The 26,650-nt window shown below is 38.6% G+C and carries 17 protein-coding genes and 1 other annotated feature; of the genes, 1 reads left to right on the forward strand and 16 read right to left on the reverse strand.

What is annotated here, in order from left to right:
- Positions 1-15: 15 nt before the first annotated feature.
- The 8 genes from HZ311_RS06150 to HZ311_RS06185 all read right to left on the reverse strand — a co-directional run bounded on the left by HZ311_RS06150 (position 16) and on the right by HZ311_RS06185 (position 10,085).
- Positions 16-1,470, reverse strand: coding sequence for a response regulator transcription factor (locus HZ311_RS06150; RefSeq protein ID WP_010734156.1), 1,455 nt, complete (start codon positions 1,468-1,470; stop codon positions 16-18).
- Positions 1,460-3,205, reverse strand: coding sequence for a sensor histidine kinase (locus tag HZ311_RS06155; RefSeq protein ID WP_137072919.1), 1,746 nt, complete (start codon positions 3,203-3,205; stop codon positions 1,460-1,462). The genes HZ311_RS06150 and HZ311_RS06155 overlap by 11 nt, the downstream gene beginning before the upstream one ends.
- A complete protein-coding gene (locus HZ311_RS06160) occupies positions 3,198-3,812 on the reverse strand; it encodes a YesL family protein (protein ID WP_137072921.1) in 615 nt (204 codons plus the stop codon). Before HZ311_RS06160 ends, HZ311_RS06155 begins: the two co-directional genes overlap by 8 nt.
- 253 nt (positions 3,813-4,065) lie before the next feature.
- Complete coding sequence (locus tag HZ311_RS06165) at positions 4,066-5,526, reverse strand: ABC transporter substrate-binding protein (RefSeq protein ID WP_010734153.1); 1,461 nt, start codon at positions 5,524-5,526, stop codon at positions 4,066-4,068.
- A gap of 25 nt (positions 5,527-5,551) precedes the next feature.
- Positions 5,552-6,472 (reverse strand): carbohydrate ABC transporter permease, encoded by a 921-nt coding sequence (locus HZ311_RS06170; RefSeq protein ID WP_023520476.1) that lies wholly within the window; start codon positions 6,470-6,472, stop codon positions 5,552-5,554.
- Positions 6,473-6,483: 11 nt separating this feature from the next.
- On the reverse strand, positions 6,484-7,431 hold the full coding sequence (locus tag HZ311_RS06175; protein WP_010734151.1) for an ABC transporter permease: 948 nt from the start codon (positions 7,429-7,431) through the stop codon (positions 6,484-6,486).
- 253 nt (positions 7,432-7,684) lie between these two features.
- Positions 7,685-8,404: a pseudouridine synthase gene (locus HZ311_RS06180; RefSeq protein WP_137072923.1), complete on the reverse strand. Its 720-nt coding sequence runs from the start codon at positions 8,402-8,404 to the stop codon at positions 7,685-7,687.
- A 31-nt stretch (positions 8,405-8,435) separates the two neighbouring features.
- Positions 8,436-10,085, reverse strand: a complete 1,650-nt coding sequence (locus HZ311_RS06185; protein ID WP_010734149.1) for a putative polysaccharide biosynthesis protein — start codon at positions 10,083-10,085, stop codon at positions 8,436-8,438.
- A 478-nt stretch (positions 10,086-10,563) separates the two neighbouring features.
- Here HZ311_RS06185 and HZ311_RS06190 point away from each other — a divergent pair, with 478 nt between their 5' ends.
- Positions 10,564-12,066, forward strand: coding sequence for a UDP-N-acetylmuramoyl-L-alanyl-D-glutamate--L-lysine ligase (locus HZ311_RS06190; protein ID WP_137072925.1), 1,503 nt, complete (start codon positions 10,564-10,566; stop codon positions 12,064-12,066).
- A gap of 792 nt (positions 12,067-12,858) precedes the next feature.
- Here HZ311_RS06190 and celB read toward each other — a convergent pair.
- The 8 genes from celB to HZ311_RS06230 all read right to left on the reverse strand — a co-directional run bounded on the left by celB (position 12,859) and on the right by HZ311_RS06230 (position 26,627).
- The gene (celB, locus tag HZ311_RS06195; RefSeq protein ID WP_023520478.1) at positions 12,859-14,214 is read right to left on the reverse strand and encodes a PTS cellobiose transporter subunit IIC; all 1,356 of its coding nucleotides are present in this window, start codon (positions 14,212-14,214) and stop codon (positions 12,859-12,861) included.
- Positions 14,215-14,733: a hypothetical protein gene (locus HZ311_RS06200; protein ID WP_019722565.1), complete on the reverse strand. Its 519-nt coding sequence runs from the start codon at positions 14,731-14,733 to the stop codon at positions 14,215-14,217.
- Positions 14,734-14,753: 20 nt separating this feature from the next.
- Entirely contained in the window at positions 14,754-15,074 is a 321-nt protein-coding gene (locus HZ311_RS06205; protein WP_137072931.1) for a PTS cellobiose transporter subunit IIA, read from the reverse strand.
- 12 nt (positions 15,075-15,086) lie between these two features.
- Positions 15,087-17,066, reverse strand: coding sequence for a BglG family transcription antiterminator (locus tag HZ311_RS06210; RefSeq protein ID WP_023520480.1), 1,980 nt, complete (start codon positions 17,064-17,066; stop codon positions 15,087-15,089).
- Positions 17,067-17,086: 20 nt separating this feature from the next.
- Positions 17,087-17,401: a PTS cellobiose transporter subunit IIB gene (locus tag HZ311_RS06215; RefSeq protein ID WP_010734143.1), complete on the reverse strand. Its 315-nt coding sequence runs from the start codon at positions 17,399-17,401 to the stop codon at positions 17,087-17,089.
- Between the two features lie 159 nt (positions 17,402-17,560).
- On the reverse strand, positions 17,561-21,244 hold the full coding sequence (locus tag HZ311_RS06220) for a hypothetical protein (RefSeq protein ID WP_137072933.1): 3,684 nt from the start codon (positions 21,242-21,244) through the stop codon (positions 17,561-17,563).
- 567 nt (positions 21,245-21,811) lie between these two features.
- The gene (leuS, locus tag HZ311_RS06225; RefSeq protein ID WP_178946538.1) at positions 21,812-24,226 is read right to left on the reverse strand and encodes a leucine--tRNA ligase; all 2,415 of its coding nucleotides are present in this window, start codon (positions 24,224-24,226) and stop codon (positions 21,812-21,814) included.
- A gap of 90 nt (positions 24,227-24,316) precedes the next feature.
- Positions 24,317-24,529 (reverse strand) — a binding site (T-box leader).
- 70 nt (positions 24,530-24,599) lie between these two features.
- Positions 24,600-26,627 (reverse strand): LysM peptidoglycan-binding domain-containing protein, encoded by a 2,028-nt coding sequence (locus HZ311_RS06230; RefSeq protein WP_137072935.1) that lies wholly within the window; start codon positions 26,625-26,627, stop codon positions 24,600-24,602.
- Between the last annotated feature and the right edge of the window lie 23 nt (positions 26,628-26,650).

A 26,650-nucleotide genomic window follows, 5' to 3' on the forward strand; every position in this document is an offset into this window, starting at 1 on the left:
GATCTCTGTTTTTTTTCAGATGAAACTTCCTTCTGTTTGACTTTGATTTTCTCGGTATTCTGAAGGCGACTGTCCAACGATTTTTTTGAATAATTTTGAAAAATAGGTCGTATTATTATAGCCGATTTCATTAGAGATCTCATTGATATTTTGATTACTATGGATCAGCAACCATTTTGCTTGTTCCATTCTTAAGTGATTCAAGTACGCAGAGAAGCTTTTTTTAGTTTCTTTTTTAAACAGTTGTCCTAGATACATGACATTTAGATGCAAATGTTCTGCGACTTCTTTCAAGGTTAAAGGTTCTTTATATTTCTCATGTAAGATTTGAAGAACTTTTTCGACATTTTGACTATATTTTTGATTATGCTGATTTTCCAATAAAGATAGTAGGAGTTGATGCAACTCTTGGACAGATTTTGCTTGATTGATTTTTTGGATGCCTGTTAAGTATTCATCATCTTCTAAACGGATCAGCTCACGATAGATATCCATAAATAATAAAAAACTGAAATGACGGATATCTTCAGGCGACATGACCGCCTGTTGGAATTGCTCGAAAAAGTCAGAGATCATTTGTTGTGCGAGCGCTAATTGACCACTTTTCAACACACGACTAAATGATACAAAATCAATTGATTGTTTAATTTCTGCTTGTTCGGCATAGAAAATACGTTGATTTTGATCCCCATAGAATTGATGTAGTTGTAAATTATCTTTAGCATGCTGGAAGCTTTGCGGTATCGTTTCCGGATCACAAGATTCATCCCCAATACTGATCAGCCAATTCTCACACATCAGCGACTGTTCAACAAAATGGCTAAACAATTCTACTGCCTCCTCCTGAAGCAACAAAACAAATAAAACAAGTTCTCCATAATTCCGTTGGTAATAAAAAGGTTCTTTTCTTTTTGTCAGCCACTGACTGATTGTCGTTTCAGCCTGCCTAGGTACTTGTGCAAGTAAGACACGTCGCTGACGCTTGCCTAGTTTTTCTAAAAGTTCTTCTTCACTAGGTTCATCCAATTCATCATTCAACCATTGGCTAAATAGAATTTCTTGGTACACTTCTTGTTGATTTTTTTGTTGTCTTCGATGATCCAAGCGTTTCTTGACGGTTTCAAGACTAGTAATCAGTTCTGCTTTATTGACTGGTTTCATCAAATAATTAACGGCGCCTAACTGCATCCCGCTTTTTAGATAATCAAATTCTTGATAGCCCGATAAGATCATAAATTCAAAAAAATGTTCTTTTTGAGCAGCTTCAATAAATTCTAATCCATTCATCTCAGGCATCGTTACGTCTGTGACAACTAGATCAATTGGCTGCGTCTCTAAAATCGATAGTCCCTGCATAGCATTTTCTGCAGTAGCAACAACGTTAAATCCTAAATTTTGCCAATTGATGATTTTTTGTAAGCCAGCTAAGATCATATATTCATCATCAACTAGTAGTACATTATAAGTCATCAGCAGCTCCCCTTTTTATTTTAAAAGTAATATGGATCGTTAATCCACCAGTTGCATTTCTAGCTAGGATCATCTGATAACTCGGTCCAAAACTAGCACGCAACCGTTCATTGACATTTTGTAAGCCGATCGATCCACTGAGTTCTACTTTGTTTTGCGCCAACTGTGCGCTGATTTCAGCTAATCGCTCTTCCGTGATTCCTTTGCCATTATCACGAATCAAAAGATGAACAAGTCCATTTTCTTCAAATACTTTTACACTCAATGCGTTATCAAAACGAGTAAAATCAACGCCATGTTTAAAATAATTTTCTACTAATGGTTGGATGATAAATTTCGGTGCTTCAATCTCTTCCAATGATGATTCAATCGTGAAATGATAGGCGATACGGCTAGGATAACGCATTTGATAGAGGTACACATACTTCTCACAAAAATCCAATTCTTCTTTTAAATGAATCGTCTTTTCCTGGTTGGTGTTATTACGTAATAATGCAGAGAAAGCATAGACAACATCTGCTAGTTCTTCACTACCTTCACTGATGGCATACATTCGAATATATTCCAATGTATTGTATAGAAAATGCGGATTGATTTGTGCTTGTAATGCGCGCATGTGCGCATCTTGTTGTTTGATTTCTAATTTGTAGATATCTTCCACATATTGATTGATACTGCCTAGCATCTCATTGATTCCGACTGATAGGTCTTTTAGCTCGTATTCAGTGATACTAGTATCCACACGAGTATCTAAATTCCCTCTAGCCACTTCATCCATGGCTTCCATGACACGATCGATTTGTTGAGAATAACGTTTGAACGTCTTGTATAAATATAAAAGCAATAAACCATCCAATAAAATGACGCCAATAATTAACGGTGCTAAGCTTTTTTCTGTTACTTGGCGAACCGTACGCTTATCTAATGTGGCTAAAATACGATAATCGTCGGACACCTCTTGCGATTGGATAAAATTCGATTTTTCTAATTTCTCCACTGGTAATGTAGAATCCGCTTGTAGGGTCTGATTGATCAACTTTTCCTGCTTAAAGATTCGTTCTTTGCCCAGTGCTCGATCATGAAATGTATACAACCGATTACTCGTTCCGGAAATCATGTAAAGAGATAATCCATTAAACGTATTTAAATTCGTCAGCGCTGCATCAAGTTCATCTTTATCAAACCCTACAAACATACTGCCAATTTCTGCGCCACCTTGTGTAATCGTCATTTTGATATAAAAAGCCTGTTTTAATTGTGGCGTTCCCTTCTTGACTATCCCGCCTTTGTTCTCTCTAGTGGACTCAAAATATTCTGGTAATTGGTTGAACACAAGGTACACACTACTTACCTCTTCATAATTGACATACATATCACGAACTACGTTAGGGAATGAAAGAAAATCAGCAGATTGTCGTTGTCGGTCGTACGCATACATCAAATATTGATCGATCGGTTTAGTTAAATAAGTGGTGGTATTCTCGATTTTATCTGAATCCCCTACAAATTGATCTTTGATCACTTTACTTAACGTTGTTTTATCACTAAGCGTTCGCAACGTACTTTGAACTGCGTCATTCACTACTTGTTGTGCTTGAATTTGTCTTTGGATGAATGTATGCACACTGATGATGATCGTTGCAATCATCGTCAAAGCAATCATCATGATCGCATATTTACGCAATAAACGGTTTAACAACGTTCCTTTTGAAAAGATAAAATCTAACCTATTCATATGTTTCCAACTGCAAGTCCAGATTTTCCCGCCATTGTTTGGTGATCGTTCCGTTCCAAACTGTAAGTAACCCAATCAAACCAAATAAAATCAACCCTTTATAATTCCACGTCACCCAAAGAATCAGACCACTGCCAAGGATGATTTTTAAGAAAGTTGAAAAACTTGCGAAACTGGAAATCAAGCTCAACTTCAGCAGATTTCTTAAAGTCATTTGATAGCCACTATCTAAAATCATACTATATTGATACGTCGCATAGGCGTACAACATGCTGAACAGTATAATAAAATCAACCACTAAGAAAAGAATCCCTTGAATCTGTACAGATAAATACAAGTTATAACTAAGCAAAAAAAGACAAGCCGAAAAAAGACCAAATAATTGATTTCCTCGCACGAAGGACTGTTTGAACATCTGCCAACTTTCGCTGATCATGATATCTTTATATTCGAAACCATGGAGATAAAACTGTTCATTGACAACTTTCCAAGCTGGCCCGATTCCTAAAACGACGCCGCCACACACAGCTAAGCCCCAAAAATACAATGTCAATTTCATGATGACCCATACGCGTATGAATACTGTTTCCAATGCTCTACCTAACACAGGACTTCCCCCCCTTTATTCTTCATCATATCCTATTATACAAAAACATACTGTAACATTGAGCATATTGGAACCTTTAAAACCAAATAAATGGTCTTCGAGGAGCAATACTTCGGTTATCAGCTAGATAACCGATAGTCCAGAAGTAGCTTCTTCGTAAATAAGGCGGAATCCACAAAAATGCAAGAGCAATTTCCGTGGATTCCGCCTTATTTCTCGGAGCTAGATACTTCCATCATAACTTCAGTATTGATTAATTGTTCTCTTGTCGGAATGTATCATATTGTTTTTGCATTTCTGTCAGTACTTTGTCGTATCCAGCTTTATCTAAGGCATCCATTAGTTTTGGTAAGGTTTCATCTGGATCGACAGTTCCAGTGTTCAATCCATCAAGGTATTGATTCATGACATTTGAGATATTACTCAATTCAGTTTTTACGCTGTCTGTATTAAAACTGAAGCCTAAGATTGGAGAAGTTTCAGCTTCTGCAATCGATTGATCTCTTTTAGCAATCATTTCATCGGTAATCGTATCTTGTGTATAAAGAATCTTATTGTTTCCAGTATTCCAAGCAGACATGTGCGTTTTTGGCTGATAGCCGTCTAATAATTTTACTTTGTCATCGCCAACTTTTTCCCATGCCTCTCCTTCGATTCCCCAAACCAAGCCGTTAAGCAATTCAGGATCGCTATTCAATAACGCTAAGAACTCTACTGATTTCTCTTTGTTTTTTGATGTATTAGAGACAACAAAATTTGCCATTTGCGCTTGTCCTGTTGATTTCAAAGGAACAGTAATTGGTTTCGATACTAATTCTTGATTTGCAGCATTTGTTAAAATCGTATCGCCGTAATCGTATGGTCCTTGTGTTTCTCCACGCATCAACCATGTATTACCTTCTAACGGATAATCTTTGTTACTAGTCGCTGCATCACTAGGGATCAATCCTTGATCATACCAACTATGCATCGTCCGTAACAGTTCGATGTAATTTTCGTTGTCATATTGATTAATGATCTTTGTTTTGTCGCCATTCAAATCAACCGCAAATGGCAAAGTATTTCCTAATGGATAATCGAAATCCCCTTGTACTTTAAATCCTTGCCCAATGGCAAAAGCCGCTGTATTCGGTTCTTTTTTATGGAATTCTTGTAAAACTTTTTCTGCATCTGCATACGTTTCAATACCATCAATCGATAAATTGTATTTATCTAATAATGGCTTATTGAAAGTCAACACTTGTTGTGCAAAGACATTGGCGTTTACAGGGAAGGCATATAATTTCCCGTTGACCAGATTGCCTTTGATATATGCTTCATCCAAAGAATCATACGCTTCTTTTCCATATTTAGGCGCTAATTCAGTCAAGTCTGCAAACGCGCCTTTTTGTGCATTTGATACGTAATTGTTGGCAAAAGCGATATCGTAATTTTCACCGGATGAGATGATGACGTTCATTTTCTTCTCATAGTCGCCCCAACCAATATAGTTGATATTGACTTTTACACCAATTTTTTCTTCAATACGTTTATTTGCGACTTCCATCAGCTGATCAAGGTTATCTGGTTTGTCACCGATCTGGTACATTTGTAATGTCGTCGTATCACTGGCCGCTGCATCGTCCTTGTCACCTGAACCGCCCCCACAAGCTGCTAAACTGATTGCTGTTAGTGCTGAGAATCCTGTAAAAGCTAATTTTTTCCATAACTTCATATCTTTTTCCTCCTATTTTAGTGCTTTATTCTTTGACGCCGCCAATCGTTAACCCTTTAACAAAATGTTTTTGGAAAAATGGATAGCTGATCGCAATCGGTAATGTTGAGATAACAACGATTGCCATACGAGCAGACTCTCCAGGAACAGAAGCAAGACCGCCGGCTAACTGACTACCTGCTCCAGCATTTTGAGTAAGATATTGGATATTGCTTTGAATCTTCATCAATAAATATTGCAATGGAACGAGATTATCGTTTTGAATATACAGTAACGCATTGAACCAGTCATTCCAATAACCTAAAGCTGCAAATAAACTGATTGTCGCAATTCCTGGAATCGCTAAAGGTAAGACGATTTGTACAAAAATCCGAAGTTCACTCGCCCCATCTATCCTAGCAGATTCAATGATCGAATCAGACACCGAACGTTTAAAGAATGTTCGCATCACGATAATATTGAACGGACTGACTGCCATCGGTAAAATCAATGCCCAAATCGTATCTTTCAGTTGTAATAAATTCGTCATCACTAAGTAGTTCGCAACCATCCCTGGTGAGAACAACATCGTGATCAAACAAAAAACTGTAAAGAAACGACGAAATGGAAAGTTGGATCGAGAAATAGCATAAGCATATAAAGAAGTTGCTGTACTATTGATCAACGTTCCTACTACTGTCACAAGAACAGTGACGAAAAGAGCCTGAAAAATTTTGTTTTGCATCTGGTCAAACAAAAAAGTATACCCAAATGTACTAAATGTTTTAGGCCAGAAACTATACCCTTGTGTGGACAAAATGGATTCATCTGTAAAAGAGATCGCAATTACAAAAATAAATGGTAACACACAAGAAAAAGCAAAAAGTGCAATCAAAATATTGGAGAAAAAGTTGGTGGTTTGACTAAACGAGCGGATCTCTACTCGTTGAACTTTCTTTTTATTCATTTTTCTCCTCCTTAGAACAATGCCGATTCGCTGTCAAAACGACGAGCAATCGTATTGGTGATCATTAATAAAACAAAGCCGACGACTGATTGATACAGCCCAGCTGCGGCCGTCATACCAAAGTCGCCAGTGGATGTCAGCCCATTATAGATATAAGTATCTAAAACTTGTGTCACTTCATAAAGCGCTCCGGAATTTCTTGGGATATTATAGAACAAACCAAAGTCCGCTCGGAAAATATTTCCAACTGCTAATATCGTCAAGATCGTCATCAGAGGGACCAATTGTGGAATCGTCACATGTTTGATTTGTTGCCACTTGCTTGCGCCATCCACCATCGCTGCCTCGTAATACGTCGGATCGATTCCCATAACTGAGGCAAAATAAATGATACTGTTATAGCCGATCCCTTTCCATGTTCCAATAAAGACTAGAATAAATGGCCAATATTTAGGATCATTATACCAATTGATTGTTTCTCTCCCACTTGCTGCCAACCATTGATTGAAGATCCCTTTATCTGGACTTAAAAACGCATAGACAAAGTAACTAATGATGACCCAAGAAAGGAAATAGGGAAGCAATGACATGGTCTGGTATACTTTTACCAATCGTTTATTTCGCAATTCACTCATAATGATTGCAAACACGACAGATATCAAAAGATTCAGTAAAATAAATGTCACATTATATAAAATCGTATTTTTGGTAATCAGAAACGCTTGATCAGAAGAAAATAAAAACTTGAAATTCTCCAATCCAACCCATGGACTCTCTCTTAAACTGGCAAGAAAGCCATCCGCAGAAATATGGAAATTTTTAAACGCAACGACATTCGCTAATACCGGGATGTAAAAGAAAAAAATCATCCAGATCATCCCAGGGATCGCCATTAAAACAAGCGCCTTATAGCGCCATAAATTCCCAAAAAAACCTTTTAACCCCTTCCTTTTTCTCATATAAAAACTCCTTTCACCTCATTCGCACTGTCATTATAGCGCTTTCAAAAGATATAATAAATGAACAAATCATAGGGAAAATGAAACAAATTATAGAGAAGATTGTAAAAGAATCATTTTGATCTGAGGTGTGAGACAGAAAAACGAAAAATAGCTGTTTTAGGTTGCCATCTATCATGATTTCAATAAATAAACAAAAAAACTTACAGGATTGAGTAGTATACCCCAATCCTATAAGCTGTGTTTTCAGGCTCTATTTACTTCTTACTTGTGCCAATTCATCTGGTGTCATTTGGCGATACTCTCCTAAAGCTAAATCTTCTGGCAGAAGAAAATTCCCCATACGTATCCGTTTCAAGTAAGTGACTTCTTTGCCAACGGCTTTTACCATCCGTTTGACTTGATGGAATTTCCCTTCATGTAAGATCAAGCGGATACGAGAAGTGATTGTTTCTTCATCGACTGAGTCAATGAACAGTTTTGCAGGCAGTGTCTGTTCATCTTTATCAATGAGTAATCCTTCTGCAAATGCTGACACATCTGCTTTCGTCATCACACCTTTGACCTCTGCCAAGTATTCTTTTTCTACGTGTTTTTTAGGAGAGAGTAATTGATGTGAAAACTGTCCATCATTGGTCAGGATCAACAATCCTTCTGTATCTTTATCTAACCGACCGACTGGAAATAGATCTTCCCGAAAATCTTCATCAGAAAGTAAGTCGATGACGGTTTGATCATGATTATCTTGAGTTGCTGAAACTACGCCAGCTGGTTTATTCAAGATATAATAAAAATCTTTTTGATAATTTAAGGATTCATCTAGATACACCACCGTGTCTTCGGTTTCTTTCACTTGATATTTATCACTTTTAATACAGTTTCCATTGACTGTGATCAAGCCTTTTTTGATCAGCCCTTTGACTTCTTTGCGGCTGCCAAGACCGATGTCAGCTAAAAATTTATCTAAACGCATGTGATTGTCCCCTTTTCAAGCAATGCCTGTCTTATTTGATACGTAACCGTCGGCGTAAACGAATCATCCCTTGACGTCCTAATAACTTATCTGCGAGACGAAGCTTCAGTGCCAGATACGTATATACCAAACCACCCACTCCGGCGACTAAAACAATTAATATTAGTGATTGGAACTTACTGTCTTGGCTCAAGAACATCCCGAAAATCATTTTCGTCAGCCCTGCTGCAAGGAGCATCAACAGAGTAAGAATAAAAATCAATAAGGTGCGACGCCATACAAATTTCCGATTGAAGCGAGCCACTTGATGGATTTTCTTTAGTATCAGTGAACAAGAAACGATAAAACCAATCATCGTTGCGAGCAATGGTCCATATACTTCAAAAATACGGATTGCTGGATACTGCAAGACTAATTTTACGAGAAACCCAACCAGTAAGTATTGGATCGCCGCTTTGTTTTCAAACATCCCTTGAAGCATATTCGATACAAGCATATAAAGTCCTAGAAAAAGACCGACAAAACTTGCTTGGATCAATACTTGGCTTCCTAATTGATCTGGTGTATAAAATAAAGTATTCAAAGGGTATGCCAAGAGCATCACACCACACGTTGCAGGAAACATAATAAAGGAAAACAACTGTAAATTACTGCTTGTTAATTTTGCTAGTCCACGACGATCCTTGATCGTTACCGCTTCCGTGATCAAAGGTAAACCTGTCGCAGCAATCGACGTCGCTAAAGCAATGACGACCATTGTCAACTTGTCAGGATTCGCACTGAAAATTGAAAAAAGATCCAATAATTGGGCATTGGAATATTCAGTGGTATCCGACATGATTTTAATAAATGTAAATTGATCGACTAATTTAAAAATCGTGATCCCTGATCCTACGATGATAAAAGGAATCGCTTCTTTGATCGTATCCAACAATAATTCTTTCGTGGCAATGGTCACTTGGTTTTCACTGTACTGCACACGAGCTGCTGTATACGCTTGATGTTTCTTCAAAAAATATAATAAGACAGCCAAGCTGACGATCATCCCAATAAATGCTGCAAAAGTCGATTGGGTCACCGCAGTTACGTAGTCCCCTGACAGGACTTTCATGATGATGAATGTAGAAAGCAACAGATAAAATACGCGCGCAATCTGCTCAACGATTTGCGAAAGTGCATAAGGCATCATTTCCTGATTCCCTTGGAAGTATCCTCGAATAACACTCATACAAGGAAATACTAATAGTGCTGCACTTAATGAGCGCATGATTGGAATCAATTCTTCCCCACCACCAGAGGCACGAGCTAACCAAGGCGAAGCAAAATACATAAATCCTGCAAAAAACACCCCTAAAACAGCCATCATTTGCATTGCTCGTAGAAACAACCGGTGAGACGTCCCGTATTCATTCAATGAATTGTAACGTGCGGTTTGTTTCGCAATGGCAGCTGGAATCCCCGCAGTTGAAATCATTAAGAATAACGCATAAATATTGTACCCCATATTGAATAATCCATTGGCAGCCTTTGCATTTTCGCCCATCCAAGCATACCAAGGAATAATATAGACTGCGCCCAGTAATCGAGAGATCATATTACTTGCAGTCATCCAAGCAGAACCTCTAGCCATTTTCTCTTGAACTGTCAAATTTTCTACTGCTGGTTTTCTTTGATTAGTCATTGATCAGATTCCAACTTTCTTCAAAACATTACTCATATTTTAAGTGTAAATCCACAAAGTAGCAATCTTTTTATCGGCTTTTTTTATTTTATATCAGTTAAAGTCTTTACATAATAACTGTTTTATTTTGATTACAGAATGCTCTTGTTCTCTATCCTCATTCTTTGGAAACTGGCTTATTTTTTACCAAGGGAGTATTTTCTGTTTTAACATCTTCATTCACCGAACGAAATTAAAATGTGAAAAAATCGCTTAATTTCTCAGTTGCTTTCTATTTATTTTATTATTTTTAATATATTGGGATTTCTGTAATGAATTATCTCCATCTATTTTTAGGTCCTTTCCTATTTTTCGGCCTGCCTATTTTTTTGATCTTGTCAACTAATTTTCATTTTTACTTAAATCGTCTGTTCACGAAAATACGTAACAAAAAATATGCTATAATAAACCAAATAAATACAAAGTGAGGGATGATTCAATGAGCTTCTCCTTAGAAGATATCCGCAACTTATTGTTAAAAGAAAATCTGTTAAAAGAATTTGTATCACCACAGGGGTGGCATCTGTATGCTCCAGAAAATAGAGTATTCAAGAAATTAAGTTATGACTCACGTCAGGTCGATGCTGAGACATTATTTTTTTGTAAAGGATTAAATTTTAAAGAAGAGTATTTAACTGCCGCAATTGCTCAAGGGCTTAATTACTACGTGGCTGAAGAACCTTATGAGAACGAAGCTTGTGGCATAATCGTGACCGATATTCGCAAAGCAATGGCAATTCTTTCCATGGCTTTTTATGATTATCCACAAAACAAGATGCTAGTCATCGGATTTACTGGGACTAAAGGTAAAACCACCGCTGCATACTTTACCAAGGCCATTTTAGACCATACGACTAACTATAAAACTGCCCTTTTTTCAACTATGAATACCACATTAGACGGCAAGTCTTTTTTCAAATCTCATCTGACAACACCGGAATCACTCGACTTGTATCGCATGATGGCTGAAGCAGTAGAAAACGGTATGACACATCTTGTCATGGAGGTTTCTTCTCAAGCCTACAAAACGCAACGTGTTTATGGACTCACTTTAGATGTCGGGATTTTCCTAAATATTTCACCCGATCATATCAGTCCGATCGAACACCCGACGTTTGATGATTACTTTTATTGCAAACGTCAACTGATCTTAAATTCAAAAAAAGTGATTTTAAATCGTGAAAGTGATTACTTTGATTTATTAGTGGAAACAGGACAAGTCCACGGTATTCCTGCCATCACTTACGGACGAGCAGATACTACAGACGTTCAAGTGAAAAGTTTAGAAAATCAAACGCAAGCGTTCGAATTGATCACACATGGTTCTGAATTACCTGTTGAAGCAGAATATACGATCAAATTAGCTGGTGGCTTTAATCAAGAAAATGCAGCTAGCGCAATCATTGCAGCGACATTAGCGGGTGCTTCGATTTCAGATGCCCAACAAGGACTAAGAGAAGCTAGGGTTCCCGGACGCATGGATCAGTTGACCCATAAAAACGGCTCCCATATATATGTTGACTATGCCCATAACTATTTAAGTTTAAAAACATTATTAGCATTTGCTAAGAGTGAGCATCCTAATGGCCGTGTGATCGTCGTTCTAGGAAGTCCAGGAAACAAAGCGATTTCCCGCAGACAAGACTTTGGAGAAGTCTTGTCAGAAACAGCCGATGTCGTTTTCTTGACCGCAGATGATCCTGCTTTTGAAGATCCACAAAAAATTGCAGAAGAAATCCATGCAGCGATCACAAATACAGCACTTGCTGTTCATTATGAAATGGACCGTCCGACTGCGATCCAACTAGCATTAGCAGAAAGCCAGCCAGAAGACTCTGTTGTGATTGCTGGTAAAGGCGTGGATGCCTATCAAAAAGTCGGTGGCGTAGATGAACCTTATGAAGGTGACTATGACATAGCAAAACGCTTGATTGAACAATGATTGATTTACAGAAAAAGCAGATTTTCTAATTTAGACACTTAACAACAACTAAAAAACCAACTCATCATGAGCTTTCCTTTTTTATGATGAGTTGGCTTTTTTAGTTGGTTAGTTCCATGATTTTTGACGTGAGGGGAAGTGAATGATTTTTTCTGTGGATTCTTGTCTTTCAATATTTTTGTATGAGCCTTTGCTTTCAAATTATCGAGAGACTGTCATTTCGAATCATCGGCTTTGCTTGTATAGATACTCAAGTTTTTTTGTTTATTGGATTTGTTTATTGGATTTGTTTCTTTCATTTCTTTTACTTGTCCTCCTTTTTCTAAACCTCTTTATTTCATACTTATGTCTAGTATACGGAGGATTTCCCACATATTTGTCCTTTTTTTTCTGTTATTTGATATAAATATCAAGCATCATTGAGTTGCCATCGACCATTTTTACATCTTTTTATGACTGTCCATATATGAACTAGGCTATTCCCCTTATTTTTAGAATGTTGCACTTTTGACTATCTTGGCAATTGAAATATCGTGGCTTGCTTTAAGAGGGGGAGCAACTGTTTTCTAATATTCCCTTGCCTTACTTTGATCGTGTTCTCCCTCTAGAAGTAACTTCGTAGGTTCTATTGACTAATAGATATCTATTTTTTTGTATACAAGGTTATTTTTACAAGCTTCCCCCAATTTTCTCATTATTCAACATATATAGGCTTTTCTTTTTTCATAACAACTCACTAAAAAACTCAGTTACCATCTCTAACGAATGGCAACTGAGTTTTCTTTTGAATCACTATGCCACTGAACCTTCTCTTGCTAATTCTGCGGCTTTTTCTTGTTCTTCAGTCAATAATTTATTGTCATAAAACTTGATGAATGGCAACCAGATGATAAAGCCGAGAATCGCACATAAGACGGCTAAGACAGCGGCTTTCCAATCACCTCCACTACCAACAAAGGCGCCGATCCCTACCGGTGAAGGCCAAGGCATTTGGGCTAACATTGGTCGAACAATTTCTAGTTTGATGGCAAAGTATGCTAATGATGCGGATGCCATCGGTGCTAAGAAAAACGGTACTGCCAGGTAAGGATTATAAACGATCGGCATCCCGAAAATGATTGGTTCATTGATATTGAAAATCCCTGGTACTAATGAAGCTTTTCCTAATACTTTTAACTGATCGGATTTTGCCATAAAAGCAATAAAGATAATTAATCCTAATGTCGCCCCAGAACCACCAACTGTTACATAAGAGTTATTAAATTCGCCGGCTAAAGGATAATTTGCACCTTGGGCATTCGCTGCCATGTTCGCTAAAACGATTGGTGTCAAGAATGAGGTAATAATGTTCGCCCCATGAATCCCTACGATCCATAATGCGTGGATCAAGAAATAAATGATCATGATCCCTATCCACGTATTCGTTAATTCTGTTACAAATCCAAATGGAATAGCGATCATTTTGAAAATATCTGTTCCTAACGCAACTAATGTGCCATTGACAAGCATCACCACAAAGGCAATCACAAACGTTGGGATCAATGCGGTAAAGGAACGTGAAACCCCAGGTGGTACAACATCTGGCATCTTGATGACCCAGTTGCGTTTTACACACATACAATACAACTCAACTGCAATGTAAGACATGATGATGGCGGTAAAAATGCCTGACGTACCCAGACGTTCGACAAATGCGCCCATACGTACCCCACTAACCACAGTTTCTGCATCGGTCATACTAGAGATCAAGCTGATTTTTCCGTCTGAAATGATCAACTCTGGAATACACATGAAGAAAGCAAAAACAGATAATAGCGCGCCAGTTAAAGGATTGACATTCAGTGCTTGTTCATCTCTTTCGATCGACGTTAATTCATAAGCAAATACAATAGCAAAATAAATAGATAATATCCCCATCGTCATCGTATTGACGATCATATACAAGTCGCTGACTTTAAAGAAAGTTGCATTGAAAAATCCTTCTAAAAACGGAAATGGTAACGGTAAAATATTCAAAACTAAAAACATCGAACCTACGATCGTAAAAGGAATCGACGCCATCCCAGCAGCCATTACTGCGCGTACGATCTTGAATTGTGCCACTTTCCCCATCGGTCCCATCAAATATTTCTGTAGAAAATCAAACATCTATTTACTCCCCTTTCCAAAATGTACTACACGTTCATACTCTTTGATTCGTTGATAGTGACGATCCGTATTTGCATGGATTTTATTCAAGCGTCGCTGACAAAACAGACAGATCAGTAGCCCACTAGCAATCACAAACAGAATCAATGCTTGTCCATTTGAACCATCCGCCATAAAAGGAAACAATTGAGAATATCCTGGTGAAAATACTGCTAATAGGAGAAATACATTGGTTACCGCTTGCAATCGGAAATAATTTCGAGTAACCGTTGCATTATTTTTATGTGTACGATAGAGTGCCACTTGTTCTGCGACGACTGGTAAAAGAAAGAATAATAGCCCTAATGGTACCCAAAACATCTTGCTACTCGCAAGGAGTAAGGAAACCAGCCAGTAAAGATTGGTAAAAAAGAAACCAGCTGTCAAATAGCGAATAATCAGATAGCGATTAAAATATAAGACTTTCAAACTAAATGCTTTTTTCTCTAACTCCCGTTGTTTTTTCTCAGCTTCACTCATTTTCCCACCTCCGTTCTTGTTTATTTTTGATATAAGTAACTCATCTCTTTTGCCACTTCCAACAAAGTCATCGTCGTCATCAGATGATCTTGCGCATGGACCATGATGATTTCCATTTCGATCTTTTGCCCACTTGCATATTCTTTCAATAAATGCGTTTGTGACCTATGGGCTTCCAAAATCTCCTGATTCGCTTCATTTAGCTTTTCTTCAGCTTCTGTGAAGCTTTCTGCTCGTAACAAAGCAAATGCCTCGTGGATCAATGTTCGTGCATTGCCACTGTGAAAAATAATATCAAATGCGGTCACTTGGAGCTCTTCACTCGTCATTTTCTCCGTCATCAAGACGCCTCCTTAGTAAATCATTTTCATAAATTGTTGATTAAAGTTTTCAAACGTTGGTTCAGCTAAAATCAGCTGCTGTAGATCCAATCGATCAATAAATTTTACGATTGCCTTCGTTACAACAGTGATTCCTTCATTCTCGATACAAGAAGGAGAGACTAGAAAGACAAAATGGAGCGCCCCTTGTTCATCCCATGCCATCCCATCAGGAATGATCCCCACTGCAATTTTAGCAGTAACCCCCACTGGGATCGCTGGATGCGGGACAACTACTTGTTCACTGAAAATGATTTGCCCCATTTTCTCACGACGTTTGATTTGGTGAGACATCTCAGACGTATAATTCTCCGTTTCATCTTCTTGTAAAAGTGCCAACAATTCAGCGATCACTTGATCTTTTGTTGGTGCTGAAGAATAGACTTTAAACCATTTTTTTGAAATCTGCTCTTCGTAAAATGCCCTCTTTTCTTTCATGAGTGAGACAGATTCTTGAGGCTTCACGAAACAACTTGGGCGATGTTCTTCAATCACTTTACGGATTTTTTGAACATCTTGATCATTCAAGAAAACACTGACATGAAGAACAGGGACTTTGAAAAACATCGTTGATAAATCAATGGAAGAAATAATCAAATCAACATTTTCTAACGACTGTTCATCGATTTCGTAATAGCCTTTCACTTGATTCACTGCAATATTTTTTCCAAATTCACTCAACACTCGATTTTTTAGCAATTGCGCACTTCCATAGCCAGTCGCACAAATGATCAATGCCTGTAGTTTACAATCTACCTTATTTTTTTCAATTGCTGCCATTAAATGAAGCGCTAAATACGCCCATTCATCCTCATTGATTTTATAACCTTTCAGCGAAGGCATTTGACCAAAATAGTGTTTGGTTAATTCAAATGCTCTCGGATCTTCTTTTTTGATTTCTTTTGTTAAAGGATTTTCCAGAGCGATTCCTCGCTCTAAGCGAACCAGCATCGGTTCTAAATGATTGAGTAAGCCATTCCTGAATTGATAATCCTCGACGATGGACTGCCCCAGAACCTGAGCTAACTCTTTAAGAACTGACATTAACTCTGTCACTAACTTCTGATTCTCCCTTTTATGATTTTGATTCGATTTAGCCATCAAATGTAACGCTAAATAAGCAATTTCATCTTTTGGGAAACGAACATTCATTATAGACTCGATCCGTCTGGTTATCTTCTTAGCTGCTTGATATTCGGTCTCATGGATTTCTTCTCCAGTGATTTCAGGTACTTGTATCTCAAAACCAGCTCGCATTCGCTTGATTGCCAATGCTAAATGTAACGCTAAATTTTGTATCACAAAATCGGACACCTTCAATTTGGATTCACGAATCTCGTCCAAGATGACGATCACTAATTCTTCAAAATTGATTTCCTTGAAAAATTGACTGTTACCGAGATATTCTTTTAAAGAATTGGTATACTTATTTCCAAAAAAGGTATCCATGATCACATGTCGCTTGTCCTGTTCTTGACCCTCGATCCACATTCCCTGCTTATGTTTCGACACAATTTTCAACGAATATTCGGCGATCTTCTCTTTGATTTCTTGGATATCATTCACTAAACTCGAACGGCTGATATATAACTCTTCTGCCAAATCATCGATCACGATTGCGCGATCTTCCAAAAGTAGTTTATTTAAAATGTACTTTTTTCGATCTTCTGAACCATAAAACTCAGTCACCTGATCACCATATTCGACAGTTACTTCTCGTTGCTTTAAAAACAGGGCAAAAGCAAGCTTGTTGATGATCTCTAGTTGATACCCTTGCCCTTGCTTGGCGATGAGTCTTCCGCCATTGTTTTCGATCACTTCATTCAATGTTTTTAAATAGTTGCGAATCGTACGGTCAGATAATAATAATTCAGAAGCGAGGTACTGGCTCGTGAGGTATTCTCCTTGATGATCAATCAATTGCCGCAATAACTCTTTTTCTGTTTGTTTCATTATTATCTTCCCCTATTCGTCTATATATTTTCCTCAATCAGCTCCGCTAATTTTTGGATACCTGTAGGGATAGGAACATACGCTTGGAATGGTATACTTACGACCGGTTTCCCTACTGTTTTTCCTAGTTTAACAAATTTATCCAAGTACATTGTTGTTTGAGGACTGATCAAGAACAAATCGAAATCACTTGTCTTGATTTGGTTGTCCCCTTCAGTTGCAGAAACCGCATCAACAAATACTTCTTCCCCTTTTCCTTTAAAATATTCTGTTGTTTTTGATGCCATCATCGAAGAAGACATTCCTGCGGCACAAATAATCAATGCTTTTTTCATTACGATCACTCCTCTAATTTTTTAATTGGATTTCTTATATTCACTATAAAATGAAATCGCTTTCTTTTCAAAATAGATTTTTCCGTATCGCTTAGGAAAATAGTTATAAGATTACGTACAAAAAAGAAGTCACACAGTTGTGCAACTTCTTCTTATCAATTACTGCGCATGGAAATTCAAACGCATACTGTAGATTGGATTCAAGGGATCATCCAAGCCTTCAAAATCAAAGTTTTCACCAACTGTGCCAAATAATGAGAAGGAGAAAGAAGCACTATGCCCTTCGATCGTTCCTAATTCTCTGCGGTTATTGAGGTTTTTTCCTGATGAGATCAACATGACTTGATTGTCATTCAAATTGTTTTTTACCCCAAGATCGATTTCTGTTAGTTTTTCCGTAGCGGATTGACTAACGACCGAACTCACTGACACTTGGACCGCTCGTTCCGCATTGTTTTGGATCTGATATGTTGGTGAGACGATACCATTGCTTTCTTTACTTTCTGCAAAGGATACGTTCACAGGAATCGTCACATCAATGTACTCGGACGTATCTTCTAGAATCGTGACTTGACTGTTCAGTGTCCGAACATTGCCCGCTTGGTCTGTTAAGGTGATCGTTACACCATGATCGCCTACCGCTAAATCCGCAAATGCGACATTATTTTCATACGCAACTTCGACTTGAATATCTGGTGACAATGACCAGTTATCCGTTGGATCCCCATCTAGAAATTCACGAGCATCTGGTACTGTTTGTCCTTTTGTGAACACCAATGGATCTTTTAATGTTCCGTCGGGTGCTGTGGTATCTAGTATCCGTGGCATGATATTTTTAAAGACATATTCATTCCCAGCTTCATCGGTTGCTGTGAGATCCATGTAATAGGTATTGTATTCAGTATTCGGCTCTAAACTATACAAGGGATACTGACTTTTCAATTGAATATTTTCTAACTCTGACCAATTGTCCGCTAAATCATTGATCAAGGAACGCAACTCTTCTTGAGTAAAATCTCGATAACGATCGGCCTCAAAAACGGTCCAAGTTCCTTTGACGCTTCCTGTCGGCGCTTGCGTATCGATCACTCGATAGTTCACAGGATATTCCGTCTGATTGCCTCGGATATCTTGTAAACGGACTTTTGCATCATAGACGGTCATCGAAGGTGCAACATTGACGATACTCACAATTTCTCCTAAATCATTCCGCAAAGAAAGATCGATTTGATCTGAGGCCGTCGTATTATCCAATGGGTCTTCAGTAAAGAACTGTAATAGATCGTCTCTCGTCAATTCATCTTTTCTTCGTGCTTGGAAATCGACAGGTTGGGTTACGACATTTCCTGTCGGTCCTTCGTTGTCTCCTGCTTTGAATTTGACTTCGTGAGGACTTGACTGATTCCCATGTCCATCCGTCAACCGGATGTAACCGATATATTCCTTGAATTCTAAATCATCTAACTCAAACTCGTTGCCTTCACTATCCACTAATTCAATGACAATATTCTGTGGCAATGTCCAGTTATCACTAGGATCTCCATTTAAGAACTGCAACAAGTCTGTTCGTGAAAAAGTATTAGCTGTATGACTCGAAAAGTCGATGACTTCATTTTTAAAATTGGCTGTTGGAGCGGTAGTATCCACTATCCGTGTCATGGTATTTTTAAAGACATATTCATTCCCAGCTTCATCGGTTGCAGTGATGTCCGTCGGATGATATGAATTCGTTGAATTAGGAGATAAATCAAACAAGTGTCGGTGATTTTCTAACTGAATATTTTCTAACTCTGACCAATTGTCCGCTAAATTATTGATCAAGGAACGCAACTCTTCTTGAGTAAAATCTCGATAACGATCGGCCTCAAAAACGGTCCAAGTTCCTTTGACGCTTCCTGTCGGCGCTTGCGTATCGATCACTCGATAGTTCACAGGATATTCCGTCTGATTGCCTCGGATATCTTGTAAACGGACTTTTGCATCATAGACGGTCATCGAAGGTGCGACATTGACGACACTCACAATTTCTCCTAAATCATTCCGCAAAGAAAGATCGATTTGATCTGAGGCCGTCGTATTATCCAATGGATCTTCAGTAAAGAACTGTAATAGATCGTCTCTCGTCAATTCATCTTTTCTTCGTGCTTGGAAATCGACAGGTTGGGTTACGACATTTCCTGTCGGTCCTTCGTTATCTAGTGTAAATTTGACTTCTTGTAAGTTTGATTGATTTCCTCGCTCATCTTCTAAACGAATATAACCTGTCTGGATAGCATCTGATGATTCTAAATTTTGTAAGTTTATCACTGTACCATTTTCGTCAACGAGTTGAATAATGATATTTTCTGGTAAGGTCCAGTTATCATCAAGATCATCATTTAAAAACTGCATGAGATCTGTTCGCGAAGGAATCTCTGTTGTCACTTCAGAAAGATCGATTGTCTCTGTTTGTACTGTTCCTGTTGGGGCTAATGTATCAACAATAGAGATTCTTGTTGGTGAAACATAGCCAGCATTTAACGATTCATCCGTAATGGTAAAGCCAGTTTGATAAGATGTACCTGGTCTTAACTCGGATAAGTTCCGTTCATAAGTCACCTTTATGTTTTCTGGATATGTCCAATTATCACTAAGTGTATTTATTGCGGATCGGAGCTCTTCTTGAGTGAAATCGCGATGTCGATTCGCTTGAATGGACGTCCACGTCGTTTTTGCTGTTCCAGTAGGAGCTTCGGTATCTACGACTGTTGCGTTTGTCCAAAATTGTGTAGGACCTGCGGTCGAATTGTTATTTTGAAGATACACTGGTATTCTATTACTGTAACCAGGATACCAGCCGCCTCCCAAACTAACCGTGGAATAACTCCAACTACCTGTACTCGGTAATGTATGGAACCAGCCTTGAATGACTGATTGAGGAAGACTCTGACTTCTCGTCGCCTGAACAGTCACATTTTCATAAACACCCACTGAAGCAACCGGATTGATAGTCAAGTGTCCAATTGTTTCCCCTGTATAATTGAGCTCCATCACTTTCCTTGGTGTAGCAATATTCGGAAACTGCGTTGCGACAACCGTTGAACCTAGCGCTACATTTCCACGAATATCTAATGATATCGCTGTATTCCCTGTTTGTGTTCGTGTAACTGTGAAATTGATGGTTGCAGTATAGTTAGTATTCTTTATCACTGTTGCAGAAACCTCAATAGCTGAATTACTTGATACTATATTATTCAAATTATAAGTATTTTGGTGGGTCGAATGATTGCCGTAGTACATCTGTGTGTAAAATTCGTCCGGCATTCCTGCAGGACTGTCAGTCGCAATTGACGAAATCCATCCATTACTGCCGTTGATTCTTTCAACTAAAGAGTGAGTCGGTACAGTAACTGCGAATGTTGTGGATGAACCTGCAGCTGTATTTAAATCGATTGTTCGATTAATTGCATTTTGTAAGATATTTTCTAGATATGAACTTCTACCGTGATTAGTCAACTCTCTAACATTTTCTGTAGACAAATTCAATCGCCCCAAATAGCCAGATAAAAGACTTTCATCAAGTGGAGGCACTGCTTGTGGTTCCACTGTCTCTAGGGACTCCTCTGTCACTTCTGCTTGTGGTTCAGGTTCCTTCGGTACTTCTGGTAGCTCTTCGTGAATCATTGATTCTTGTTCTTCGACCATTTCGGTTGTTGCTCCAGACAAGTCGCTTTCTGGTTGTTCTTGTGTAATCTCTGCACTAGCTGTCGGTTCATTTTCTATAGCCATTACTACTGAAGGCATCAACACATGTTGAAACAACAGAAACGATGCAGCGATAATCCTTATTTTTTTTGCTTTCAAAGTTTCTCTCCTCTCTCTTATTTTTTGACAATACATTTCATCATCGATCTTTTTGGATAAAAAGAACATTATAAATAATCGTCTAAAACAAACTGCTTGATTATAAATTCTCTGCAAAGTACAGCTGTAGAAAAAGATATGTAGTTAGCTAAGGCCCCCTTCACAAAAAATATTGCTAGCAAAAGCAAGATCATTTATATGAAATCAATCATCCACTCCTCTCTACAAAGTAAAAAAATATACACATCCTATAGACATTATCTATAATTTTAAAATACTAATAAAATCTTTTTTTACCGTTAGCAAGGTAAAAAAACATCCTACACATGAACTTCAGTTGATAACTATTTTTTTGACTTTACCTTTTCTTATTCTACACTAGATAGTTACTATTCCTTGAACAAAAAGGGATAACTATTACATAGAGTAAAAATATGAAATCATCACTGATAATAAAATTTCCCTCCGATGGAAATTTATAAAAAAAACCACATTCTCATGAAATCCAAATGATTTCCATGAGAATGTGGCATCTCGTTTTTATTTTTTTCTATTGGTATTTAATTGTTAATTTGCGACGATGTTGACTAATTTATTGGGAACCACGATCACTTTTCTGATTGTTTTTCCTTCTAGTTGTTCGTTGATACTCTCATCGTCCATCGCTGTTTTTTCTAGTTCTTCTTTTGATAAGTCACGTGCGACACTGGCTTTTGCACGAACTTTTCCATTGATTTGGAAGACGACTTCTACTTCATCTTCAATCAAAGCAGTTTCATCATAAGTCGGCCATGGTGCATAAGAAAGATCTTGTTCATTGCCTAGGATCGCCCATAGCTCTTCACCGATATGTGGCGCGATCGGCGCAAGTAATTGTACGAATCCTTCAATATATTCATAAGGTAAGGCATCGACTTTATATGCTTCATTGACAAAGACCATCAATTGAGAAATCGCTGTATTGAAATGTAGATTTTCGTAATCTTCTGTGACTTTTTTAACTGTTTGATGATATACTTTGTCCAGTTTACCGTCATTCAGTGTCGTGATGCGATCACGCATTTTATTATTTTCATCCACGATCAAACGCCAAACACGATCTAAGAATTTACGGCTACCCTCTAAGCCATTTTCACTCCAAGCAATCGATGCGTCTAATGGTCCCATGAACATTTCATAAAGACGTAACGTATCCGCACCATATGCTTCCACGACATCGTCAGGATTGACGACATTACCACGAGATTTAGACATTTTTTCGTTGTTTTCTCCAAGGATCATTCCTTGATTGAACAATTTTTCAAAAGGCTCTTTTGTTGGTACCACGCCAATATCGTAAAGGAATTTATGCCAGAAGCGAGCATACAATAGGTGAAGTACCGCATGTTCTGCCCCACCGATATAAATATCTACTGGTAACCATCGTTCTAGTTTTTCATAGTTAGCTAATTCTTTTTTATTATGTGGATCGATATAGCGTAGGTAATACCATGAGCTTCCTGCCCATTGTGGCATCGTATTCGTTTCACGACGGCCTTTTTTACCTGTTTCAGGATCAACGACATTGACCCACTCGTCAATGTTTGCTAATGGTGACTCCCCTGTGCCACTTGGTTGGATATTGCTTGTTTTTGGTAAACGTAGTGGTAATTCTTCTTCTGCTACTGTTGTCACTGTGCCGTCTTCCCAATGGATGATCGGGATTGGTTCTCCCCAATAACGTTGACGAGAAAATAACCAATCACGCAAGCGATAGCTGACTTCTTTTTTCCCAACGCCATGTTCTGCCAACCATTGATTCATCGCCTCGATGGCTTCTTCTTTGTTCAATCCGTTCAAGAAATCAGAATTGATATGCACACCATCTTCTGTGTAGGCAGCTGTTGAAGTATCGCCACCTTCGATGACTGGTAAGATTTCTAGATCAAACGTTTGTGCAAACTCGTAATCACGTTCATCATGTGCCGGTACTGCCATGATCGCACCTGTTCCATAAGAAGCTAACACATAATCAGCGATCCAGATAGGGATTTCCTTGCCATTTACTGGGTTGATCGCATACGCCCCTGTAAATACGCCGGTTTTTTCTTTAGCAAGATCTGTTCGTTTCAGATCTGATTTTTTCGCTGTTTCTGCGATATACGCTTCGACTGCTTCTTTTTGTTCTGGAGTTGTGATCTCACGAACTAAGTCTAGCTCTGGTGCTAGCACAGAGTAGGTTGCTCCAAATAACGTATCTGGACGTGTAGTAAAGACCGTATATTCTTTATCTGTGCCCGCCACTTTAAACGTGACATTTGCTCCGACTGAACGTCCGATCCAATTACGTTGCATTTCTTTGATGCTTTCGGGCCAATCCACAAGCTCGAGGTCATCGATCAAACGATCTGCATATGCGGTGATTTTCAGCATCCATTGACGCATTGGTTTGCGGATGACATCATAGCCACCACGTTCACTTTTGCCGTCGATCACTTCTTCGTTTGAGATTACTGTACCTAGTTCAGGTACCCAGTTCACTGCTACTTCTGCTTCATAGGCTAACCCTTTTTCATATAATTTAGTAAAGATCCATTGTGTCCATTTGTAGTACTCAGGGTCTGTTGTGTTGACTTCACGATTCCAATCGTAACTAAAACCAAGTGAATTGATTTGGCGACGGAAGGTTTCAATATTTTTTTGCGTAAATTCTGCAGGGTCATTCCCTGTATCCAATGCGTATTGTTCTGCTGGTAGTCCAAATGCATCCCACCCCATTGGATGTAACACGTTGAAACCTTGACTACGTTTGAAACGTGCTAAGATATCTGTTGCAGTATAGCCTTCTGGATGCCCAACATGTAGACCTTGTCCTGATGGATATGGAAACATATCCAACGCATAGAATTTTGGTTTGCCTGGTTCATCATGCGTATTGAAGGTGTTATTTTTTGCCCAATATTTTTGCCATTTTTTTTCAATTTCTTTGTGATTATAGCTCATCTTGAACCCCCTATTTTGATGTAATGATCTGTTTTTCTTTTAGCATCTGGCCTTGAAAAACAAAAAAATCCTATAAAAAGATTGCTCTTTTTATAGGACGTAATCTACGTGGTACCACCTAATTTTGCCTTACTAAACAAGGCCTTGAACGTTGTAACGGTCGTCACCGCCTCTGCTTACTGGGAGAACTGTTCAGCAGGTGCAACTCAAAGGCGAGTTCAAAAGCGTCCGTACACATTTTCACCAACCATGTGCTCTCTAAAACTTTCGACTTTTTACTACTTCCTTTTCAAACGTTGATCAACTAAATTTTTAGTAGCTTCATAGTAACAAATATTATTGAATCAATCAACTATTATTTCAGTCAGATCGATTATTTTGCAACGATCAAACTTTGTCCTGGGTAGATAAAGTTATTTTTGATGTTGTTCCACTCGATCAATTGCGCCATTGAGATGCCATGGCTATCAGCTACACCCCAAACGGATTCACCTGCTTTGACCGTGTAACGTTTGCCATCATTAGACGTAGGTGCTGCTGTTGTATTTCCTTTTTTCACGACCACTTTTTGGCCTGGATAAATGAAATTATTTTTGATATTGTTCCATTCAATCAGTTGATCCATCGTGATGCCGTGTTTATCAGCTACACCCCAAACAGATTCACCTGCTTTGACCGTATAGATCGTATCACCAGACGTTGATGTGTTCGTTGCTGCTGACGTATTCGGTGTGCTTGGCGCAGCTGCCGGCGTTGTTGTCGGTGTAGATGTTGGTGCTGCTGTACTACCACCTTTTACGATCAGTTTTTGACCTGGATAGATGAAGTTATTTTTGATATTGTTCCATTCGATCAATTGGTTCATCGAGATCCCATTTTTATTTGCGACGCTCCACACCGATTCACCTGCTTTGACCGTGTAGGTGCCTGATCCTTGGCTTGCTGTGTTTGAAGTCGTTGGCTTATTCGTCGTTGTTGAAGGTGCTGGACTCGTTGATACAGTGCTTGATGCGCCACCATTTGAAACAACCAACTGTTGTCCTGGGTAAATAAAGTTGTTCTTGATGTTGTTCCATTGGATCAACTGGGCCATTGAGATACCGTGGGCATGAGAGACACCCCAGACAGAATCACCTGCTTTGACCGTATATTTTGCACCAGAAACTGAAGCACCTGTACTTGGTGTTGATGGTGTTGATGGTGTTGTGCTTGGTGTCGATGGTGTATTTACAGAAGCAGACCCACCATTAGAAACGATCAAGCTTTGTCCTGGATAAACAAAATTATTCTTGATATTATTCCATTGAATCAATTGTGCCATTGAGATGCCGTGAGCATTCGAGATACCCCAAACAGAGTCACCTGCTTTGACTGTATAACGCGTACCGGACGAATTGTTTGTTGTTGTTCCAGCAGAACTGCTACCTGCAGAAGCTGTATTGTTTCCTGAATTTGTTGTTGAAGATCCGCCAGCTGTACCACCTTTGATCGTCAATTTTTGTCCTGGATAAACAAAATTATTTTTAATATTATTCCATTCAATCAATTGTGCCATTGAGATGCCATGAGCATTTGAGATGCCCCAAACAGAATCACCAGATTTTACTGTGTACGTCGTTGAACCAGTAGTCGTACTTCCACCAGTATTTCCTGTATTCGTGCTTCCTGTATTTGTACTTCCTGTGTTACCTGTATTAATCGTATTGCCGCCGCCAGTCGTCGCACCACCGCCTGCATTTCCAGTTGCTGGTGTGTCATATTTAGTCAAGCCATACGTCATGATAAGATTGTTTAATTTTGTTGCATAACTTGGGTCCGTCGCATAGCGTCCTGTCAAATGGGCAGTAGCATCCATATAAGAACGAGTATTACTCTTCCAAGCACCTGCATAGTAGTAGCCATTACCAAATGAAGTATTTCTAAGTACATAGGCATTGTCACTAAAAGACTCTGCGAAAGAAGGATATTGACGGAAAGGTTCTTTTTTCGTCACCCATTGGTTGTTCAAGAATTCAAGCGTGTCCATATAAACAGTTTGTCCTTGGTAGCTTCCTTTGATCCCAAATAAGTTATGATACGGTGCACGTGATAATGTACTGCCACCCCAACCACTTTCGACGACTGCTTGAGCGATCATTACTGAAGCATACAAATCATTCGCGTTTGCGATTGGTTGTGCAAATGTTGCAATTTCTGTGATAAATGCAGCGGTATTGATCCGAGAGTTCATTTGGATCGGTGTTTCATCCGCATTGACAGCGACTGATTGTAATACTGGTGCTACAGCTGAACAGCCCACCATTGCGGTTCCGACGATTGCCGCACTTCGCTTTGCTTTACGGTAACGCTTTGCTTGTTCCAGACGTCTGCGCTCTTTTCGTCCTACTAATTCCTTTTGCATATACTATCCCCCATATTTAATTA

It is taken from the genome of Enterococcus mundtii (assembly GCF_013394305.1).
Lineage (GTDB): Bacteria > Bacillota > Bacilli > Lactobacillales > Enterococcaceae > Enterococcus_B > Enterococcus_B pernyi.

What these genes read in the sequence shown, in the direction of transcription:
- HZ311_RS06150 (WP_010734156.1), bottom strand. Translation starts at nt 1,470, where the DNA reads ATGACTTATAATGTACTACTAGTTGATGATGAATATATGATCTTAGCT.
- HZ311_RS06155 (WP_137072919.1), bottom strand. Translation starts at nt 3,205, where the DNA reads ATGAATAGGTTAGATTTTATCTTTTCAAAAGGAACGTTGTTAAACCGT.
- HZ311_RS06165 (WP_010734153.1), bottom strand. Translation starts at nt 5,526, where the DNA reads ATGAAGTTATGGAAAAAATTAGCTTTTACAGGATTCTCAGCACTAACA.
- HZ311_RS06170 (WP_023520476.1), bottom strand. Translation starts at nt 6,472, where the DNA reads ATGAATAAAAAGAAAGTTCAACGAGTAGAGATCCGCTCGTTTAGTCAA.
- HZ311_RS06175 (WP_010734151.1), bottom strand. Translation starts at nt 7,431, where the DNA reads ATGAGAAAAAGGAAGGGGTTAAAAGGTTTTTTTGGGAATTTATGGCGC.
- HZ311_RS06180 (WP_137072923.1), bottom strand. Translation starts at nt 8,404, where the DNA reads ATGCGTTTAGATAAATTTTTAGCTGACATCGGTCTTGGCAGCCGCAAA.
- HZ311_RS06185 (WP_010734149.1), bottom strand. Translation starts at nt 10,085, where the DNA reads ATGACTAATCAAAGAAAACCAGCAGTAGAAAATTTGACAGTTCAAGAG.
- HZ311_RS06190 (WP_137072925.1), top strand. Translation starts at nt 10,564, where the DNA reads ATGAGCTTCTCCTTAGAAGATATCCGCAACTTATTGTTAAAAGAAAAT.
- celB (WP_023520478.1), bottom strand. Translation starts at nt 14,214, where the DNA reads ATGTTTGATTTTCTACAGAAATATTTGATGGGACCGATGGGGAAAGTG.
- HZ311_RS06200 (WP_019722565.1), bottom strand. Translation starts at nt 14,733, where the DNA reads ATGAGTGAAGCTGAGAAAAAACAACGGGAGTTAGAGAAAAAAGCATTT.
- HZ311_RS06205 (WP_137072931.1), bottom strand. Translation starts at nt 15,074, where the DNA reads ATGACGGAGAAAATGACGAGTGAAGAGCTCCAAGTGACCGCATTTGAT.
- HZ311_RS06210 (WP_023520480.1), bottom strand. Translation starts at nt 17,066, where the DNA reads ATGAAACAAACAGAAAAAGAGTTATTGCGGCAATTGATTGATCATCAA.
- HZ311_RS06215 (WP_010734143.1), bottom strand. Translation starts at nt 17,401, where the DNA reads ATGAAAAAAGCATTGATTATTTGTGCCGCAGGAATGTCTTCTTCGATG.
- leuS (WP_178946538.1), bottom strand. Translation starts at nt 24,226, where the DNA reads ATGAGCTATAATCACAAAGAAATTGAAAAAAAATGGCAAAAATATTGG.
- HZ311_RS06230 (WP_137072935.1), bottom strand. Translation starts at nt 26,627, where the DNA reads ATGCAAAAGGAATTAGTAGGACGAAAAGAGCGCAGACGTCTGGAACAA.